At 38.2% G+C, this 18,750-nt stretch carries 17 protein-coding genes; 7 read left to right on the forward strand and 10 right to left on the reverse strand.

Annotation, left to right across the window (positions count from 1 at the left end; all coding sequences use genetic code 11):
- Positions 1–81: 81 nt before the first annotated feature.
- On the reverse strand, positions 82–771 hold the full coding sequence (locus Q4489_RS06190; protein ID WP_303478159.1) for a flagellar brake protein: 690 nt from the start codon (positions 769–771) through the stop codon (positions 82–84).
- A 186-nt stretch (positions 772–957) separates the two neighbouring features.
- The gene (gene can, locus Q4489_RS06195) at positions 958–1,569 is read right to left on the reverse strand and encodes a carbonate dehydratase (protein ID WP_303478161.1); all 612 of its coding nucleotides are present in this window, start codon (positions 1,567–1,569) and stop codon (positions 958–960) included.
- Between the two features lie 315 nt (positions 1,570–1,884).
- Between can and ppiC the strand changes: the two genes are divergently transcribed.
- Positions 1,885–2,163, forward strand: a complete 279-nt coding sequence (gene ppiC / locus Q4489_RS06200) for a peptidylprolyl isomerase PpiC (protein WP_074496646.1) — start codon at positions 1,885–1,887, stop codon at positions 2,161–2,163.
- A gap of 91 nt (positions 2,164–2,254) precedes the next feature.
- On the opposite strand, the gene Q4489_RS06205 is transcribed toward ppiC, so the two are convergent.
- Both Q4489_RS06205 and Q4489_RS06210 read right to left on the reverse strand, forming a co-directional pair.
- Positions 2,255–5,251 carry a TonB-dependent receptor gene (locus Q4489_RS06205; RefSeq protein WP_303478163.1) on the reverse strand — a complete coding sequence of 999 codons (2,997 nt, stop codon included), beginning with the start codon at positions 5,249–5,251 and terminating at the stop codon, positions 2,255–2,257.
- Between the two features lie 557 nt (positions 5,252–5,808).
- Complete coding sequence (locus Q4489_RS06210; protein WP_303478164.1) at positions 5,809–5,976, reverse strand: DUF2897 family protein; 168 nt, start codon at positions 5,974–5,976, stop codon at positions 5,809–5,811.
- Positions 5,977–6,272: 296 nt separating this feature from the next.
- Between Q4489_RS06210 and Q4489_RS06215 the strand changes: the two genes are divergently transcribed.
- Positions 6,273–7,439 carry a methyl-accepting chemotaxis protein gene (locus tag Q4489_RS06215; protein WP_303478165.1) on the forward strand — a complete coding sequence of 389 codons (1,167 nt, stop codon included), beginning with the start codon at positions 6,273–6,275 and terminating at the stop codon, positions 7,437–7,439.
- A 35-nt stretch (positions 7,440–7,474) separates the two neighbouring features.
- Here the strand turns inward: Q4489_RS06215 and Q4489_RS06220 are convergent, their stop codons facing one another.
- The 3 genes from Q4489_RS06220 to Q4489_RS06230 form a co-directional block, all read right to left on the reverse strand.
- Entirely contained in the window at positions 7,475–8,092 is a 618-nt protein-coding gene (locus tag Q4489_RS06220; protein WP_303478167.1) for a PilZ domain-containing protein, read from the reverse strand.
- Positions 8,093–8,160: 68 nt separating this feature from the next.
- On the reverse strand, positions 8,161–8,772 hold the full coding sequence (locus tag Q4489_RS06225; protein WP_303478169.1) for a TetR/AcrR family transcriptional regulator: 612 nt from the start codon (positions 8,770–8,772) through the stop codon (positions 8,161–8,163).
- Between the two features lie 10 nt (positions 8,773–8,782).
- Positions 8,783–10,012: a threonine/serine exporter ThrE family protein gene (locus Q4489_RS06230; protein ID WP_074496641.1), complete on the reverse strand. Its 1,230-nt coding sequence runs from the start codon at positions 10,010–10,012 to the stop codon at positions 8,783–8,785.
- 86 nt (positions 10,013–10,098) lie between these two features.
- Here Q4489_RS06230 and Q4489_RS06235 point away from each other — a divergent pair, with 86 nt between their 5' ends.
- The 3 genes from Q4489_RS06235 to Q4489_RS06245 all read left to right on the forward strand — a co-directional run bounded on the left by Q4489_RS06235 (position 10,099) and on the right by Q4489_RS06245 (position 12,366).
- Positions 10,099–10,272 (forward strand): hypothetical protein, encoded by a 174-nt coding sequence (locus tag Q4489_RS06235; protein ID WP_303478171.1) that lies wholly within the window; start codon positions 10,099–10,101, stop codon positions 10,270–10,272.
- 123 nt (positions 10,273–10,395) lie between these two features.
- The gene (locus Q4489_RS06240) at positions 10,396–11,166 is read left to right on the forward strand and encodes a class II aldolase/adducin family protein (RefSeq protein ID WP_303478172.1); all 771 of its coding nucleotides are present in this window, start codon (positions 10,396–10,398) and stop codon (positions 11,164–11,166) included.
- Between the two features lie 12 nt (positions 11,167–11,178).
- Positions 11,179–12,366, forward strand: a complete 1,188-nt coding sequence (locus Q4489_RS06245; RefSeq protein ID WP_303478174.1) for a mandelate racemase/muconate lactonizing enzyme family protein — start codon at positions 11,179–11,181, stop codon at positions 12,364–12,366.
- Between the two features lie 75 nt (positions 12,367–12,441).
- Here Q4489_RS06245 and Q4489_RS06250 read toward each other — a convergent pair whose 3' ends face one another.
- The 3 genes from Q4489_RS06250 to nadK all read right to left on the reverse strand — a co-directional run bounded on the left by Q4489_RS06250 (position 12,442) and on the right by nadK (position 15,597).
- Entirely contained in the window at positions 12,442–12,789 is a 348-nt protein-coding gene (locus Q4489_RS06250) for an outer membrane protein assembly factor BamE (RefSeq protein ID WP_074496638.1), read from the reverse strand.
- Between the two features lie 182 nt (positions 12,790–12,971).
- Positions 12,972–14,636, reverse strand: a complete 1,665-nt coding sequence (gene recN / locus Q4489_RS06255) for a DNA repair protein RecN (RefSeq protein WP_303478176.1) — start codon at positions 14,634–14,636, stop codon at positions 12,972–12,974.
- Positions 14,637–14,715: 79 nt separating this feature from the next.
- Positions 14,716–15,597 (reverse strand): NAD(+) kinase, encoded by an 882-nt coding sequence (gene nadK, locus Q4489_RS06260; protein WP_303478214.1) that lies wholly within the window; start codon positions 15,595–15,597, stop codon positions 14,716–14,718.
- Between the two features lie 174 nt (positions 15,598–15,771).
- On the opposite strand from nadK, the gene grpE reads away from it, so the two are divergent.
- Together grpE and dnaK are read left to right on the forward strand one after the other, a co-directional pair.
- Positions 15,772–16,395, forward strand: a complete 624-nt coding sequence (gene grpE, locus Q4489_RS06265) for a nucleotide exchange factor GrpE (RefSeq protein ID WP_303478178.1) — start codon at positions 15,772–15,774, stop codon at positions 16,393–16,395.
- A gap of 217 nt (positions 16,396–16,612) precedes the next feature.
- Positions 16,613–18,544, forward strand: coding sequence for a molecular chaperone DnaK (dnaK, locus tag Q4489_RS06270; RefSeq protein ID WP_303478179.1), 1,932 nt, complete (start codon positions 16,613–16,615; stop codon positions 18,542–18,544).
- Positions 18,545–18,750: the final 206 nt, after the last annotated feature.

An 18,750-nucleotide genomic window follows, 5' to 3' on the forward strand; every position in this document is an offset into this window, starting at 1 on the left:
ATTCACTACAATATTCTGTAGTGATATATGATGAAAAATCCAGTAGTTGTCACTACTGGATTTTTTGTCTTCTATCTATCATCACAAAATGCTGGTATCGATAAATAACTGTTCTAGTAGTGTTGCTACTTGTTGATCACCTTCATTAAATTGAATACCAACATTGACTCGCCCCTTTTCATTGCGACTATTACACACTCTAGCGGGTATCCGCATTTCTCCGGTTGCATAGTGGGTAACGCATACAAAAATCTCACGTTGTTTAACACTTACAATGCCACTACTTGCTTTAAAGGTGAACCCGCACCCCTTTAGTGATAAATCTACAATGATGCCATTTAACTCGATGTTACTTTGATCGGGTGCATTTAATGATATTGCCGCAGGTAAGTGTGTGGTTATTCGTTGATGAGCTCTTAGTTGACGATTTTCAATCTTTTTGGGGTAATTAAGATAAATCAACTTTTCTGGAGACTGTGTGATGTTGCGAATCGTGGCTTTAAAAGCAAAACAGCAGCCTTTGTCGCCTTCAAGTAAATAGCGAATAATGGCAACATTGCCTTCAATTAATACATCATTAAAGTTATCAGAAGTTGATGGATATTTTAGCATGATATATTTACCGGTTTCGTAACCTATAAGTGGAAGTCTGAGCCTCACTTGCACCGGGTGATTTACTTGAAAATCAAGGACTTTACCAGGTAATAATTCAAAAAAATTATTTGATTCTTCTTCCTCAATAGGTAGGGGGCTTACTGCTAAATCTGCCATCAATCATCCTTAATTCACATGTACATCTAACAACTTGAACATGTTGTTATTTTTTTAACCAATATAAACAAGGTTAAAAATAATGACAATCCTAATTAATGAAAAGTTAGGTATAATTAGCTGGCAGTAGGCCAAAATTAATAGGTAAAAAAACCGGCTAATTGCCGGTTTAGTCAAACATGCATTTTACTTTGGTAGCTTTTCTGCGCCAGAAGATACTTGTAAATCTTTTAAAATACCGTCAGCTAAATTATAGACAAAACCATGTATAGTCAGTTCTTGCCCTGACTCCCAAGCATTGCGTACGATCGTTGTATTACACACATTTGCTACTTGTTCGATCACGTTAAGTTCGCACAAGGTATTAAATTTCTCGGTGTGATCTGTAATTGCGTCCAGCTTTTCTTGATGAAAACGGTGGACGTCTTCGATGTGGCGTAACCAATTATCAATCAGACCGTAGCTGTCGCTATCCATGGATGCTAACACACCGCCACAACCATAGTGACCACACACAATAATGTGTTTTACTTTTAAGTAATCAACGGCAAATTGAATCACAGATAAACAATTAAGATCAGTATGGATAACCTGATTTGCGATATTTCGGTGAACAAATACTTCTCCTGGTAACATGCCAAGTAACTCGTTAGCTGGTACGCGAGAATCTGAACAACCAATCCAAAGGTATTCCGGTTTTTGTTGCTTGGCTAAGGTGTCGAAAAACGTAGGATCTTCTTGATTAATTTTATCTGCCCAAGCGCGGTTATTCTTAAAAAGGTGATCTATATTTGACATATGGCTCTACTTATCGCTCTACACAAATGAATAATAGACATTTTATGTCACTTTCAACTTTATTGTAAGTCCGACCAATACCTTATTTTGGCATAATTCATTCTTATTAGTGTTAGGATTTGCTGATTATCCACATCTATTATTCAGGCCTTTCTGTGTGGTTTTTCCAGCTTTTAAGTAGTCAATCATGTTTGCACGCTAGAGTTTTGTGACAAATATTTTACTGGTGAACAAAAATTATATCGCAAAGATAAGCACAGATTAGGGTAAATCGATTACAATAAATGTAATTGATTTTGGTAAAAAAGGTAAGTTATGGCAACGGCATGTGCACGTCATATATTGGTAAAAAATGAAAAACAAGCGAATGATTTAAAAAGTAAAATTGATAAAGGCGCTGACTTTGGTCAACTGGCGAAGAAGTTCTCTACTTGTCCTTCTGGTAAAAAAGGAGGAGATTTAGGCGAATTTAAGAAAGGTCAGATGGTTAAGGCGTTTGATGATGTAGTCTTTAAAAAAGAAGTGCTTAAAATTCATGGACCCATTAAAACACGCTTTGGATACCATCTAATTCAAACCATTTATCGTAGTTGATAGCTTGCTTTTTTAGGTTTACAAGATAAAACGCCGCTAAGTTGTTACTCAGCGGCGTTTTCATTTAAATTAACTTTTCGGCAATTGTTTTTTAAAAACGTGCTTCAAAGTTAAGTGTCGCAAAACGAGGTGTTTGCCAATCAAGGGGGGCGCCATAAAATTGGTTACGAGCACCCGCTGTCCAACCGATTCCTTCATAGTTATCAACAATGCTGACAGGTTGGCTATTATCTAGCACATTGAAAATATCTAATGAAGCTCTCATGTCAATGCCTTTGACATTGAAGGTATAGCTTGCTGAAAGATCTAATCTAAATGTCCAAGGTGTTGTGCCATTACTTCCACGAGGGTGGTAGGTAATTGAACCGTCATCTTGTGTAACATAATAAGTATCGCCATAACTTCCGTATAAATCTGGATCTGTACTCCAGTAACTACCACCTTGTATACCACGAGGACGACCGCTAGCTAAGGTTGAATTCCAACCAATTACAAATTGTTCAGTAACATTATAACTACCGAAGAATTTGAGAACGTGGCGGCGATCGTTTGGTAAGTTACCGTAAGATCCATCCATTAATGCTGGAAAATCAAAGTCAGTGGTAACACCTGCGTCTGTTTGACCATTATCTGATTTAACGGCACCCTCGAAGTTACCATAGCTGTGTGACCACGTATAACTTGCTGTCCAAGAAAAATCTTCTACTCTATATTTCAAAGTTGTTTCAAGTGCGTAATACTTGTTTTCGCCTTTCGGTAACTTAACTGTTGTTTCATTATCATAGCTAACAGGTGTATCTGTATCTGCTAAACCATCGTCATCGGCGTCAACATAAAATACGGCGTCTTTACCTGGGTTGATCATTAAACAGTGTGCATTTGAATATGCCCCACAGTAATCGTCTAACGCAGAATCAACATAGCGGTATGTACCTTTAACTAGCATCGAGTATTCATCAGTTAACATTGTTTCATAACCTAAGATGTATTCGATTTTAGAAAATGGTTCGGCATTATTTGATACAAAGGTTTTCTCTTCTGGAAACGTTGCCGTCGAGTTAACCACTTCTGAGTTAGATTTAGTGCCATTAACCGGTGTTGCACCAATGGGTTCACCCGTTGTTGGATCAACGCCTGTAAAAGTATAATGAGTCGTTCTATCATCAACACCTGAAGCGGCGCGATAAATAGTATTGTTAGCTATTGGCAAGTAGTACTGACCAAATGTACCAAATAATTTACTTTCACCATCACCTGTTGGATCCCATGAAAAACCTAAACGAGGGGCAACATCCGTTGTAAATGAGCTAATAACACGACCAGTAACGCCGGTATTTTCAAAGTCATCAACACGTAAACCTAAGGTTAGCGTGAGGTCATCACTCAGTGTCCAAACGTCTTCAATGAAGTACGCTTTTATGTCACTGGTAAAGCCACCCCCTTTTTCAGCATTCGAAAATACACGGTCTCGTACATAATCTTGCGGCTGATCGCTAGTGTTTGTAAATAATACGCCATCATTACCTTGAATAGATGCACCAGGTTGCACGGTATAATACGTCCAAGAGTGACCACCATCAGGACCTGTTGGAATATTAAAGCGAGTAGTATCGCGTTCTTGACTTTCAATACCAGCTGTTATGGTATGATCGCCAATGGTATATTCAAGATCTAACGCATATTGCGTGTTAGTATCGTTGTTTTCACCGTATGCACCACCAGGGCCACAGCTTACTGCTGGCGTTGTAAAGTTATCACGAGCTTCGTTCACGGTTGAACATGCGATATTAGAAGCACTGGTTTCATACTCGGTTTCAATACGACCAGCCATTGCTGTGACAATTAAATCATCCGTAATGTAACCGGTATAACTAATACTATGAGTTTCACCACCACGTTTTCTGATTTGGGTACCGGTTTCATCACCTACTACCCCTTTACCATTATTGTTATAGGCAAAAATAGTTTCTAGGGTATCTGATCTATTTGAATAGCCAAAATAGCTTAAGCGATGGTTGTCGCTAATGTCCCAATCAATGGTTGCACCCCAGAATAAATTGTCACCACCTGAAGATTCACGTTTTCTGTACTGGTTATTTGCTAGGTAATGATCCCAAAAAGATGGCTGAAAAGTTAAATTTTGTTTAGTACTTTTAGGGTTAATAATCGCGTACATAAATAGCTTATCTTTGATGATAGGGCCCCCCACAGAGAAGGTCATTTCTTTTTGGGTTAATTCATCAAGGCTTTCATCGCGGTAAATGGTGCCTGAGCCGCCATTCGAACGTGCTATTTGTCGATCATCACTTCGCCATGATTCTGGCGTGTATGTACCAGTGACAGCAAATTCCCATTCATTTGTCCCTTTTTTCGCTGTGGCATTGATGGCACCACCTGTAGCACGCCCGTAACGAGCAGAGTAACCGCCTGTTTTCACTTGGAACTCTTTATAGAATTCAAACGGCAATTCACCACAGCCTAACCCATTACGTGTATTGGTTACTTCCATACCATTGATATAACATATGTTTTCGGCAACAGAAGAACCACCAAATGAAGCGGTATTCGCCCCAAATGATTGATCACCTTGAACAACACCAGGAGCTAATAAAGCAACAGATGTTAAATTGCGAGTGACAGGCATGCGATCAATTTCTGCCTCACCAATGATGAGACCTGAGTCAGAAGACGCTAAATCGAGTGTAGCAACCGAAGAAGCTACCACTTGAATAACTTCAGTGTCATTGCTAGGTGCGGCAACCTCAAAGTTGGTGATGGTATTTTTACCAAGTGACACACGTACTTGTTCAAGTGCTAAAACGCGATTACCTTTAGAAACGGTTACCTCATAAATACCTGTAGGTAGTTTTGCTAATCGATAACTTCCATCATCGTCTAATTCAATACTACGAGTGGTTCCTGTGTCTACATTAACAGCTTTTACTGTAATATCTGTTGCAACACCCTGTGTAACTGAAATCACACCTCTAATATCTTCTGCACTAGCCGTAGACATTCCGATTACTGAAGAAATGGCAATAGCGGTAAGTGAGCGGGTAAAAATCTTAGTATATCGAGATTTTTTCATTATAAACTCCCTGGGACTTTCATTTAATTTTTGGTTGTTATGTCGCGCTAGTCATGTTTTGTTGCCATGGATGAAAACTTTCAATATGGCCTCAATGCCAGCGTTGTGCTGATATTAAGCTGTGCCTCTTTGAAACTGCAATACAGAGGAGAGTGATCTTGGAAGTGTTTGAAATGGTTTGAAATATTTTTAAATCATTAAAGTACTTTATTTTAAAGGCTTTTAATAATTTAAACGTAAAAGTATGTATTTATTGACATGAATTCAATTGAAAAGTCTGTACTTCTCCCAAAAGGTCAATAAAATTAAGAAAAAACAACCAGTTAAAATGTGTCGTTTTATAACATTTCGTTTTCAATATTCTTTTTTTTAATATGGTTTATTTAAGTTTTGTTTGTAGATGATTGATTTTTATTGGTAATTTATCAGTGTAAAGATTTATTAACTGATGTGAATAGTGCAAAATCACAATAATTATATGCAAAACTGTAACTGAATTTTAATTGTTGTGATATTGCGCAAAATAATATTAAACGAGGTATTACTTTTGTTGAATACTACTCTTCTTGTTTATCTTTTTTTCGCTGCTCTGCTTCACGTATTCTGATATTCTTACGTTGTTCGTCGGTTAACTTGAACTTCCTTGCTGATTGAAAGATAACCATCACTGCACCAACGATGAATGCTAAACACAAAAAAATGAGTAAATAACTATATACATTCATATGAATTTCCTTTGTTACTTTTATTTAAACCTGTCAATTAACGTTAATTTACTAGCAGTTTGAACTGCTGTTGCATGTTAAATATTGAGAATTCACCACAAGTTTTACCGTAAAATAACACGTTTATGATGAAAGATATGTTGTTTTTTAGCGCATTTTTGTTGTTAAAAAAGTCGCCAAATGTCAAATTTACCTGTAACGTTATGTAATTAGTATAACTGCTATTATTGAGTCACACTTGTTCTAGTTTATTGTTGTTATACGCAAAATAAAAATAATTACATGATGGATAAATTATGGTGAATAAATTGCAATTTAAACTGCTCCTTCCTATCGTTGGTGTCGGTATTTTAGCAATAATGACAGTAGCATTATTTGTAGAGCAGCTTTCTAAACTTGGCGTTATCACATTAATATTTATATTATGTTTATTGCAAGTAGCCATTAGTTATTGGTTTTTTAATCAACAGGTAGGAAGTCGTTTAGAAAAATTAAAACGTTATTTAGCTTTAGTGATTAGTGTTAATGAAGCACCATCTGGCCCGCTAGTTGATTCGGGTAATGACGATTTAGCGTTAATGACACAAGATCTTGGTGGCTTTATTGATAACTTAAGCGATGTGCTTGCTGAGATTAGGCGAGAATCAGTAAGGTTAAGGGAGGGGGCTGGGTTATTAACCAGTCAAATCAGTGATGCCGTTATTGCCGTTGACCAATCCAGTGACCAAATTACGCAAATGGCGAATTCAATTGATAACGTAGCGTCTACATCATCGATGTTATCACAAAATGCAGCGCAAGTTAGTAATACCACAAGCGAAGTGTTAGCCACCTTACAACAGGGAACAGACTCTTCTTCAATCAGTCAAAATACCATTGCAAATTTTGCACAAGAAGTAACAGAAATGGCACATGATCTAGCGTTGTTGCAAGAGGAATGTGCGCGAATAGGTTCAGTGTTAGATGTGATTCGTGGCATTGCTGATCAAACCAATTTACTGGCGTTAAATGCAGCTATTGAGGCCGCTAGAGCTGGTGAACAAGGTAGAGGTTTTGCTGTGGTCGCTGACGAAGTTAGAGCGCTTGCACATCGTACACAAGAATCAACCGTTGAAATTCAATCAATGGTTGAAGGCTTACAAGAAAAATCTAACAATGCGGTGCAATCTATTGCTAAAGGGCAAAAGCTTACTCAAGATAGTTTAACGCAATCGGAAGAAGTTGTTGCGGCTTTGAATAAAGTGGGTGAAGCATTTAAAGAGGTGAATAACTTAACCTCACAGATAGCGGCAGATACTGATGAACAACAACAAGCAACTTCGTCTATCAATGATAATATGGCAACAGTTGTAACCTTAAGCCAAGAGTTACATGGCGCACTAAATAATATTGCAGAGCATGCTGAACGTCAAAAAGCAACATCGGAAGATGTAGATACCACGTTAAATAGAGTTTGCGTTTAATACAAACTTTATATGTTAACTAAAGCCGACTGACGTTATTCGGCTTCTTTTTGTTTTCTTTTTGCAGCAAGTGCTTGTAAATCTTTTGCTTGTTTATGCAAGCTTGCTCGAACGAGTGCATCTCTATCTTCATCACGAATAAAATGGTAAACCACTTGGTATTCTTGTTGCGCAGAAGTCGTTTCATTTTCCGGTTGTGGGGTATGATTAATAATTTCGCCGTAACAATAAATGGCACAATTGTCAGTTGGGATGAATAGCTTAACTTCGATGAATGTACCAATGGCGAACGGTTGTTCACAAACAAAGGTAAACCCACCACCGCCAAAACTAACCCCTTGATACCGTTTATTGCTTTCATCTTGTTGCTGAACAATATAACCCATTAATAAATCAATTTTTCGTGCCTGATGGTTTAAGTAATCAATCAGTTGACCGGCAACACCACTGAGTGCTTGTAAAGGTTTTAAAGCTGCTTGATCTAAACTTGATATCTCAGAAGCCATGAGAAAGGGGGTAGGTATTGCATCTAAAAAGTTCTGATAACTCGTCACTTGTGTGTTATTTAACGGTGTAACATTTACAGTGAAATTATGAGCAATGGAAAAAAACTCATTAAATTGGTCATGTTTATCTTGATTTGTTGTTGTCATCGCACACACATTATTAGGAGCTTTTTTTAATTATGAAATAAATCTGCAAAGTACACAATCATTCGCAACTAATGATGTTGTTTTATCATTAAATCAATTGCGCACTCGCACATTTGTTCGATACTTGATGGTTCAGTATATATGCCATCTATTGTTAATTTTGCAATACCATGTAACGTTCCCCAAACAACTTGTGACACTCTTAACGAGGAATGTTCACTTGGTAACAGTTGTTGCTCTTGCCAATGATTAACCATCTCAACCTGTTGACTAAAAGTGGGGTAAGCAGCTTTTTTAAGTGGTTCACTAACGTTGTTAGATTGCCAAATAGTATGCCCAAACATCAGGTTATATAAATGGGGATTACTAGTGGCAAAATCTAAATAGCGATAGACAAAGTTACGATATTGAATTTCAATCTTGGAATTTTTGTTATTTGCGATATCGTCTGCAATAGAACGCCACTGTGTAAAACCCTTTGCGGCAATAGCACACAGTAAGTCATGTTTATCAGCAAAATGATGGTATGCAGCTGTTCTTGAAACGCCTGACTTCTCTGCGAGTTTACGTAAAGAAAGTGCTTCAATTCCCTCTTTAGACAGCATATTCGTGGCATTATCAAGTAGGGTTTGATAAAGATCACCGTGATGATACGCCATTTTTTCTACAGATTTTGTCATATTATATTTGCTACAAAGATTTTCGTGGAGGGATCACCACATTGGCAAAAATTAATCCTGCAACTAGTGACATAAAAATGAGAAAAGCTTGCGAATTAATATCAGATGTATTAGCTAAAATCATTTGACCTGATACCGCAATATTTAACCCCATATACACTTTGCTACCTGGCACGAGTACAACTAAGCCGAGAATTTTTACTAAGCTAGAAGGTAAATTCATAATACGTGAGAACAGGTTACTATAAATGCCTAATGCAAAGGCTCCGACAAATGCGCCCAATGCAACACCTAAATAGCTAGCGCCCCAAAGGCTAGCACTAAAAGCGATATAGCCAGAGAGTATGCCCCAAGGTGCATCTTTTTTACGTGCTTTAAATAAAATAACGAGACTAATTGATAACACAGTAACTGAAGCCCAAGATGTCCAATCAGGTAGCGTTAAGGGTTCTATATAATCAGCAACCCCCCACAGCTTATTGCCCAAAGCCATTCCTAATACGGCGCCGAAATATAATTTGAACATAACCATAATGGCGTCCATTACTCGTGCCGTACCCGAGATTAAATTACGTGCAGCAAGTTCTGATAAGCCTAAAGTGAGTGCTAAACCGGGAATTAGTGCAATAACTGCAGAAAGAATGACTAAAGGGGCGTTGATACTTGGATCATAATTGGTAATCAATGAAGCGAATAATGCACAAAGTAATGCAGATATTGGCTCTAACATGTCAGTAACACGCTTAGATTTTTCCGCCCAAAAGACAATTAAGCAAACGAATAGACCGAGAATAGTCGACCAGAAAACATCATTCCAACTGGTATGCATTAGCATGGCGAATGCCCCGCTAGACGCGCCAAACGCGAAAAAAGTCAGCACTTTGCCATAAGGGTTGGGTTTATTTACAATTTCATCTAACCGTTCTATGGCATCAGTTAATGTTCGCTGACCAGAACTTAACTCATCCACTAACTCATCGGTACGCGCCAGGGCGCCTAGATCTAAATCGCCAGGATTTACTCGCACTAAGTGATTATATTCTTGATTTTCTTCGTCATCAGAAAGAATAAAAGTTAGCGATGTAGGGGTAACAATAAAGCTGGCATATAACCCTAAAAATTGCGAGACACTTTGTAAGTGTGCTTCTAAGCGGTAAGCGGGGGTACCAAATTTATGTAATGCTTTACCCAAGCGAATAATAAATCGTCTTTTTTGGTGAAACTCGTCAAGGTTACTCATAAATTTGATCCGCAGCGAAGTTATTGCCGTTAACTATTTGATATTTTATGTTATGTTTTACTTTTCTAAAACAAGTAATTTTCATTATGACATTATTAATTATTTTAGCTTGCGTATTTGGTGGTGTTGCCTTAATGGTGATATTTGGCGAAAAATACGGTAAACCCATGGATGAGGAGCAGCAGGCAAGTTACAGTAAGTGGCTTCGCATTCTGGTTTTTGTCTTGATTATTGCTGCCATCATTAAAATGATGGTCTAAGTTATGAGTATTTAAGCTGATAGTTTGCTTTAACTCAATAAAACCTTTCTCTACAATTACCCTAAACACGACGGGCAGTTACTGCGAAACTATTTCGCTATCGTTTAGCTTTAAGGACACCGCATGTTTGATGTGCCAAAACTCGATTTAAAAAATAAAGTATCGCCGCAAGAGTGGCAAACCCGTATAGATTTGGCGGCTTGTTATCGACTTGTTGCGTTACATGGCTGGGATGATCTTATTTATACCCACATTTCGGCTCGAATTCCTGATTCTGAGCACTTGCTTATTAACGCGTTTGGGTTAGCGTTTGAAGAAATTACCGCGTCTAACCTAGTAAAAATTGATATTAACGGCAATATAGTAGACTCAAATTGTCCGTTCGAAATTAATCCTGCGGGTTTCACTATTCATAGTGCTGTACATCAAGCACGCCATGAAGACCAATGCGTTTTTCATCTTCATACGAATGAAACAATTGCGGTGGCAAGTTTGGAAGAAGGTTTATTACCGCTGAGTCAGTATGCAATGTTTGCACTTGCCTCTATTAGTTATCATGATTATGAAGGACTAGCGGTTAACGCCGATGAAAAGAAACGTTTACAGGATAATTTAGGTAGCGCCAATTTTATGTTGCTAAGAAACCATGGCGGTTTAACGCTCGGCCGCACAATTGGCGATGCCTTTATGCATATGTACGATTTAACAAGGGCATGCCAAGTACAATTGCAAATCATGAGTACTGGTATGAAGCCTATTTTAGTGGATCAAAGCATAATAGATGGGATCAAAGCACAAGCTAATATCGTGCACACAGGCCTAACCGGCGGTCAAAAATCTTGGCCAGCCATGTTAAGGCGTATCTATCGCTTAGATCCAACCTTCGCAAGTTAATAAGAGAATAAAATGAAAATAACACATGTAGAAATTTTTGATATTGAATGCCCTGAAAGGCCACCTTGGAACCCTGTATTTGTTAGGGTTCATACTGATGAAGGTATTAGCGGTGTGGGTGAAGCTGGTTTAGCATATGATTGGGGTCATAGTGCAGCGGCTGCCATGATCAAAGAAATATCAGAAGCGGTATTAATAGGTTTTGACCCTTTTAGTACTGAATTGTTATGGACCAAAATGTTAAGAGAAAGTTTTTGGGGGCTTGGCGGTGGTCCAGTGCTTTATTCTGCGATGAGTGCGATTGATACTGCGTTATGGGATATTAAAGGCAAGGCATTAAAGTTGCCTGTTTACCAATTACTTGGTGGTAAAGTGAATGACGAGTTACGTACCTATGCTAGTCAGCTGCAGTTTGATTGGGACAAAGAGTGTAAGAAGTTAATTGAGCCTGCTGAGTATGCCGAAGCTGCTTTAAAAGCAGTGGCAGAAGGTTATGATGCGGTGAAGGTAGATCCCATCGTTTATAACCAAGATGGCAGTTCTTCTTTTGATCGAACTAAATTATTTACGGCTCCGCAAATGCGTTTATTCGGTGATCGTTTACGTGCGATCAGAAATGCAGTGGGTGATGATGTTGATATTATTTTTGAATCTCATTCACTTATGGGGGCGGCATCAGCAATTCAAATGGGTAAAATTGTTGAAGAGGTGGGTTGTATGATGTACGAAGAACCCGTGAATTATCTTAATGCTAAAGTACATAAAAAGGTTTCAGATCGAGTTAATGTACCAATAGCAGGCGGTGAGCGATTATACCATCGTTGGGATGTGCGCCCATACTTTGAAGATCAAAGCATTGATGTTTTACAACCTGATGTTGGTTTATGTGGTGGCTTTACCGAAGCGAAGAAAGTGTGTGACTATGCCGATACCTACGATATCCGCATTCAAGCACATGTTTGTGGTGGGCCGGTGGCTACAGCGGCATCTTTGCATCTAGAAACAGCGATCCCTAACTTTTTAATTCATGAACATCATACCTATGCCATTAAGCACTGGAACCGTGAATTATGCCTTCAAGATCCACAGCCTAAAAATGGTATTTTTAAGGTATCAGAAGCACCAGGTATTGGCATTGAGCTTAATGATCAAATAGTGAAACGTTCGCCAAATGTCACTGTTAATGCATTAAAAGCTTAATACCTCATTATCAAACACAAAAAAACCGATATTAGCCAAATGAGGTTAATATCGGTTTTTTAATATCAATTGGTATTAGTTGACGATAGGGGTATAAAAACTTTCAGGCAATTCAAAATCACCACTAGCCGTTTTTAATTTATTTTCTTCAAATGTGACGATGAATTTTCTATCTTTATTTAAAGACTCACTTCTACCTGACTTAAAGCGATATACATAATGCCAAACATTATTATCGAACGAATCTGTTACTACAGGTGTACCTAGTACAAATTTTACTTGCTCTTTAGTCATACCTAATTGCAATTTATCAATATCTTTTTGTTCAAGAAAATTACCTTGTGGCATATCTATGCGATAAATCCAACCAGTACAAGCGGACAATCCTAATAAAGCAATTAACGTTAAAATTCGAAACAACATGATGTAATAAGTAACCCTTTTTTTTGTGAATGGGGATAATAACGAAGCCAGCCTTTAGATACAAAACTTTTTTAGCTATTTATATCAATTGCTATTATTCATTATCGAGTGCGATTCATCAATATAAAGTAGGCAAACAGAGTGTTCTTTATTAAGCAGTGCAGTCTCAGTAGATGTTTAGTTTAACTTGCTAATAGTTCTTGTGCATTTGCCAAACTTGAATCTGTTATCTGGTCGCCAGCGAGTAATCGCGCAATTTCTTGGACGCGTGCTTGTTGGCTAAGTTCCGTAACATTTGTTTCAGTATGTTCACCATCGGTTAATTTACTGACGAAGAGTTGCTGGTGGCCTTTACTGGCAACTTGTGGCAAGTGGGTTACACAAATAACCTGTGTATTTGCTGCAAGTTGTTGCAACTTTGTACCGACCATTGCCGCTGTAGGGCCGCTAATACCAACATCTACTTCATCAAATATTAAGCTTGGCGCGGTAATTTGATGGGATAAAATAACTTGCAGCGCTAGGCTTATTCTTGACAATTCACCACCAGAGGCAACTTTGCTCATGATATCTAATGATTGACCAGGGTTTAAGCTTACTAAGAAGTTAATGTCGTCACTACCCGTTGCAGACATTTTATCTGCATGGTTACTATTGACTGCTACATTAAATTGACCATGTTCCATATTAAGCTCTCGCATGCTGTCGGTAATTAATGCACTTAATTTTTCTGCGGAAGATTGACGTGACTGAGTTAGTGCCTTGGCAGTATCTAAATATTGATTTTTAGCATCATCAATTTCTTGATGTAAATGTGTTAAGCGTGTTTCGTCAGAGCTTATCATAGTTAATTGTTGTTTAAGATCATGATGCAGCTGGTATAAAGCTTCTGGTTGTGTTTGATGCTTCTTCGCCAGTTGAATGGCTGTTGAATACCTATCTTCTATATGTTGAAAGTGTTCAGGGTCAAGCTCTAGGCGTTCATGGTAGCTTTGTAGTTCTTGGCTTGCGTCTTCTAATTGCAATAACGCATCATTCATTTGTTCTATTACTGGAGAAATAACTTGATCTACGTTGGCAATTTCAGCAACTTTTTCGATACAAGATCGTAAGGCATCGTTGATGTTAAATTGTTCATTATCATTGAGTAAATGAAGGGCTTGTAAAGAATTATCAAGTAAGTGCTGGCAGTTGCTATATTTTTTGTAGTCTTGCTCTAATTGGGTGAACTCATCGGCTAACATTGAAAAGTCATCAAGTTCATTCACTTGATATTGTAATAGCTGTTGTTGCGCCTCTCGGCTTTGTTGAGTTTCCTGTAAAGTTGCTAATTCTTGGCTCAAGCCTTGCCACTTTTGATAGTGAAACTTTACTGAGTCTAATAAATCATGATGGTTAGCAAAGGCATCAAGCATATGCTTTTGGGTGTGACTCTTAGTGATTAATTGGTGATCATGCTGTCCATGAATATTAATCAGCAACTGACTAATATCTTTAAGTTGAGCAAGTGGCACAGGCGTGCCATTAATGTATGATTTAGAACGTCCTTCACTCGAAATAACACGCCTCAATATACATTCATCATCAATGGAAAAGTCATTGTTAGTTAACCAGTTTATTGCTTTTGGGTTCTTTGATATGTCGAATGTAGCGACTAAATTCGCTTGTTTACAGTTAGGTCGAACAACGTTAGTAACGGCTCTATCTCCTAAACATAGCCCTAAAGCGTCAATAGCGATTGATTTACCTGCACCTGTTTCACCGGTGATGGTGGTCATTCCTGAACGCCATTCAACTTCTAACGATTTTACAATGGCAAAATTTTGAATCGATAAATGTATAAGCATAGTGGTCAACTACTGTATTAATATATAGGTGTTAATTTATACAGTATTCGTAGATGATGCAAGTAAAATTTACTTCACTTTAATATAGTTTATTGCCCCAGCTTAGTTTTTGCCTTAGTACATTGAAATAATCATGATCTAATGGATGAATGAGTCTAAGTGTATTGGCACTTTTTCTAATAACGACTTCATCTCCTGGTAAAACGGCTAAAATGACGTGCCCGTCACAACTAACCTGTAAACTCTCATAGTTTTCATTTGCCAGTACTAATTTAATTTCGCTTTCGCCATCAACGACTATCGGCCTGCTGGTGAGGGTATGTGGAAACATTGGCACTAAAGACAATGCATTTAGATTGGGGGTTAATATAGGCCCTCCTGCCGACATCGAATAAGCAGTAGAACCTGTGGGGGTTGATACAATTAAGCCGTCAGAGCGTTGGCTAAACATAAAACTGCCATCAATGTATACTTCAAATTCAATCATGCTAGCAACTTTACCCGCATGTAGCACTGCTTCATTAACCGCACTATTTGAACTTTTTAATTTACCGTGACGATACACTTCAGCCTCGATAATAAATCGCTGCTCAGAACGAGACTTACCATCTAATATTTGTTGAAGTGGTTCTATTAAGTCACTGGGGGGTAAATCGGTAAGAAAGCCAAGGTTACCTCGGTTAACACCTATTACACCGATATTGTAACAAGAGAGCACACGAGCAGCCCCTAACATGTAACCATCACCGCCCACCACAATAGCTAAATCAGCTTGCTCGCCAATTTCAACAAGTGTTCGATGGTTAATATTTTCTATTGCCAAACCATTTGCGACTGATGTTTCAATCAGTATTTGATAGCCTTGTTCAGATAAAAATTTATATAACGTTTCTATGGTGTTTTTAGCACCATCATGCTTTGGTTTGCCAATAAGGCCTATTGTGCTGTAAACAGTAGTCATCATTAGAGAACAAAAAGTGAATCAATAGTAAAAGTTTCGCTGTATTTTAACCGCTTGTAAAGTTTACTTTTTTATAAAACTTTTACAAATAAGCTTGAATCGTCAAGCGAAGCCCCCATAATTACCAAAATCGACTATATTATCCTGTTAGATTAAGAATTGTGGAGTTGTTTCATGTCTAATGAATCATCAGAAAATAAAAGTGCAGAGGAATTAGCTGCAGAGAAAATTATTGCAGAAGCAGAACAGCAAGTAGAAGAGCAACATGAGCACGCGCATGAAGCAATTAGTGCTGAACAAGAAAGAATAAATGAATTAGAGCTAGCGTTAGCTGCAGCTCAAACAACTGTTGCAGATCAAAAAGACTCAGTGATCCGGGCGAAAGCTGAAGTAGATAACGTGCGCCGACGAAGTGCACAAGATGTTGAAAAAGCTCGTAAATTTGCTTTAGAAAAATTTGTTTGTGAATTATTACCTGTAGTTGATAACCTTGAGCGCGCGATTGCTTCTTTTGATAAAGAAAATGAAGAAACAAAGCCAATGCTTGAAGGTGTTGAATTAACATTGCAAAGCTTTCTTAGCTCGTTAGAAAAATTTGATGTAAAAAGTATTGATCCACAAGATCAACCTTTTAACCCTGAATTGCATCAAGCAATGTCAATGCAAGAAGTAGAGGGCGTGGAGCCTAATACTGTTATTGCCGTGATGCAAAAAGGTTACGAATTAAATGGCCGTTTAGTTAGACCTGCAATGGTGATGGTATCAAAAGCAAAACCTGCCGTTGATACAGAAGCGTAGTCACGCTATTTCTTGAAAAAGCCAGGAATTATCCTGGCTTTTTTAGCTCTTGTTAAACATAAAATATAAATTAATTTTAAATATGTCGTTTTCAGGTAAATAAAATGACATTTTTTTTATTTTTTTCGGGTAAGCAGTTGAAAACAATTTTTCCTGCCCCCACTAAATGGTCAACAACGAAATTAATTGTAAATGAAAGTATTTGGAGATCCTTAAGATGGGCAAAATAATTGGTATTGACCTAGGGACAACTAACTCATGTGTAGCTGTTCTTGATGGCGACAAAGTACGCGTTATTGAAAATGCGGAAGGTGATCGCACAACTCCTTCAATCATCGCATATACAGATGATGGTGAAACGTTAGTTGGCCAACCGGCAAAGCGCCAAGCGGTAACTAACCCTAACAACACGTTATTCGCAATTAAGCGTTTAATTGGTCGTCGTTTTGAAGACAAAGAAGTACAACGCGATATTGACATTATGCCATTTGGTATTGTTAAAGCTGATAACGGCGATGCGTGGGTAGAAGCGAAAGGCGAGAAAATGGCGCCTCCTCAAGTTTCTGCAGAAGTATTGAAAAAAATGAAAAAAACAGCTGAAGACTACTTAGGTGAGTCTGTAACAGAAGCTGTTATCACGGTGCCTGCATATTTCAATGATTCTCAACGTCAAGCAACTAAAGATGCTGGCCGTATTGCTGGTTTAGATGTTAAGCGTATTATTAATGAACCAACAGCTGCAGCTCTTGCTTACGGTATGGATAAGCAAAAAGGCGAAAAAGTTGTTGCTGTATATGACTTAGGTGGTGGTACTTTTGATATTTCAATCATTGAAATTGATGAAGTTGAAGGTGAACACACATTTGAAGTACTTGCGACAAATGGCGACACTCACTTAGGTGGTGAAGATTTTGATAACCGCATGATCAACTACTTAGTTGAAGAATTTAAGAAAGACCAAGGCATGGATTTAACAAAAGATCCATTAGCTATGCAGCGTCTTAAAGAAGCCGCTGAAAAAGCAAAATGTGAACTTTCTTCTGCACAACAAACAGATGTTAATTTGCCATACATTACTGCGGACGCTTCAGGTCCTAAGCACATGAACATTAAAGTGACACGTGCCAAACTTGAATCGTTAGTAGAAGACATGGTGAAAGCAACACTTGAACCATTAAAAACAGCGTTGGCTGACTCTGATTTATCAACAACTGAAATCACTGATGTAATTTTAGTTGGTGGTCAAACACGTATGCCATTAGTGCAAAAAGTGGTAACAGAATTCTTTGGTAAAGAGCCTCGTAAAGATGTTAACCCTGATGAAGCAGTAGCTTCTGGTGCAGCAGTACAAGCGGGTGTATTAGCAGGTGACGTTACAGATGTATTATTACTTGATGTAACACCATTATCGCTAGGTATTGAAACGATGGGCGGTGTGATGACGAAAGTTATCGATAAAAACACGACTATCCCAACGAAACAATCGCAAACGTTCTCTACAGCCGAAGATAACCAAGCTGCGGTAACTGTGCATGTATTGCAAGGTGAGCGTAAGCAAGCCCAAGCAAACAAGTCATTAGGTCAGTTCAACCTTGAAGGTATTGATGCTGCACCACGTGGTATGCCGCAAATCGAAGTAACCTTTGATATTGATGCTGATGGCATATTACATGTGTCTGCGAAAGACAAAAACACAGGTAAAGAGCAGAAAATCACAATCAAGGCGTCTTCTGGTTTGTCTGATGATGAAGTAGAACAAATGGTACGTGACGCTGAAGCTAATGCAGATTCAGATGCTAAATTTGAAGAACTAGTGACAGCACGTAACCAAGCTGATGGCATGGTTCACGCAACACGCACACAAATTACTGAAGCAGGTGATGACTTGCCAGCTGAAGATAAAGAAAAAATTGAAGCAGCGCTTACAGAACTAGAAGCCGCGATTAAAAGCGACAACAAAGAAGAAATTGACGCTAAATCACAAGCTGTTGTAGAAGCTTCGCATAAGTTAATGGAAATAGCTCAAGCGAAAGCGCAAGCACAACAAGGCGGCTCAGCACCAGGTGCTGATGCAGCTCAAAGCTCAGGTGAAAAGCCAGCTGATGATGTTGTTGACGCTGAGTTTGAAGAGGTTAAAGACGACAAATAAGTCGGACTTGAATCTTGTCGTTAGTTGGCTCGATTACTTCGTTGGAAATACTCACATACACTTGTATGCTCCGTGTTTCAGCCTTGTACTAAAGCCAACTAACTTAAAGCTTCTAAGCCCTTAATTTTTAAAAAGGGTGTTAATAAAGCGTCGTTGTCGGCGCTTTATTGTGTTTAATAATTAAATACCTGAGTTAATTTTTTTAT

It is taken from the genome of Thalassotalea sp. 1_MG-2023, from assembly GCF_030546745.1.
In the GTDB taxonomy this organism is placed as follows: Bacteria; Pseudomonadota; Gammaproteobacteria; order Enterobacterales; family Alteromonadaceae; genus Thalassotalea_C.

Coding starts and splice junctions, on each gene's coding strand:
- Q4489_RS06190 (WP_303478159.1), bottom strand. CDS start 771: ATGGCAGATTTAGCAGTAAGCCCCCTACCTATTGAGGAAGAAGAATCA.
- can (WP_303478161.1), bottom strand. CDS start 1,569: ATGTCAAATATAGATCACCTTTTTAAGAATAACCGCGCTTGGGCAGAT.
- ppiC (WP_074496646.1), top strand. CDS start 1,885: ATGGCAACGGCATGTGCACGTCATATATTGGTAAAAAATGAAAAACAA.
- Q4489_RS06205 (WP_303478163.1), bottom strand. CDS start 5,251: ATGAAAAAATCTCGATATACTAAGATTTTTACCCGCTCACTTACCGCT.
- Q4489_RS06210 (WP_303478164.1), bottom strand. CDS start 5,976: ATGAATGTATATAGTTATTTACTCATTTTTTTGTGTTTAGCATTCATC.
- Q4489_RS06215 (WP_303478165.1), top strand. CDS start 6,273: ATGGTGAATAAATTGCAATTTAAACTGCTCCTTCCTATCGTTGGTGTC.
- Q4489_RS06220 (WP_303478167.1), bottom strand. CDS start 8,092: ATGACAACAACAAATCAAGATAAACATGACCAATTTAATGAGTTTTTT.
- Q4489_RS06225 (WP_303478169.1), bottom strand. CDS start 8,772: ATGACAAAATCTGTAGAAAAAATGGCGTATCATCACGGTGATCTTTAT.
- Q4489_RS06230 (WP_074496641.1), bottom strand. CDS start 10,012: ATGAGTAACCTTGACGAGTTTCACCAAAAAAGACGATTTATTATTCGC.
- Q4489_RS06235 (WP_303478171.1), top strand. CDS start 10,099: ATGACATTATTAATTATTTTAGCTTGCGTATTTGGTGGTGTTGCCTTA.
- Q4489_RS06240 (WP_303478172.1), top strand. CDS start 10,396: ATGTTTGATGTGCCAAAACTCGATTTAAAAAATAAAGTATCGCCGCAA.
- Q4489_RS06245 (WP_303478174.1), top strand. CDS start 11,179: ATGAAAATAACACATGTAGAAATTTTTGATATTGAATGCCCTGAAAGG.
- Q4489_RS06250 (WP_074496638.1), bottom strand. CDS start 12,789: ATGTTGTTTCGAATTTTAACGTTAATTGCTTTATTAGGATTGTCCGCT.
- recN (WP_303478176.1), bottom strand. CDS start 14,636: ATGCTTATACATTTATCGATTCAAAATTTTGCCATTGTAAAATCGTTA.
- nadK (WP_303478214.1), bottom strand. CDS start 15,597: ATGACTACTGTTTACAGCACAATAGGCCTTATTGGCAAACCAAAGCAT.
- grpE (WP_303478178.1), top strand. CDS start 15,772: ATGTCTAATGAATCATCAGAAAATAAAAGTGCAGAGGAATTAGCTGCA.
- dnaK (WP_303478179.1), top strand. CDS start 16,613: ATGGGCAAAATAATTGGTATTGACCTAGGGACAACTAACTCATGTGTA.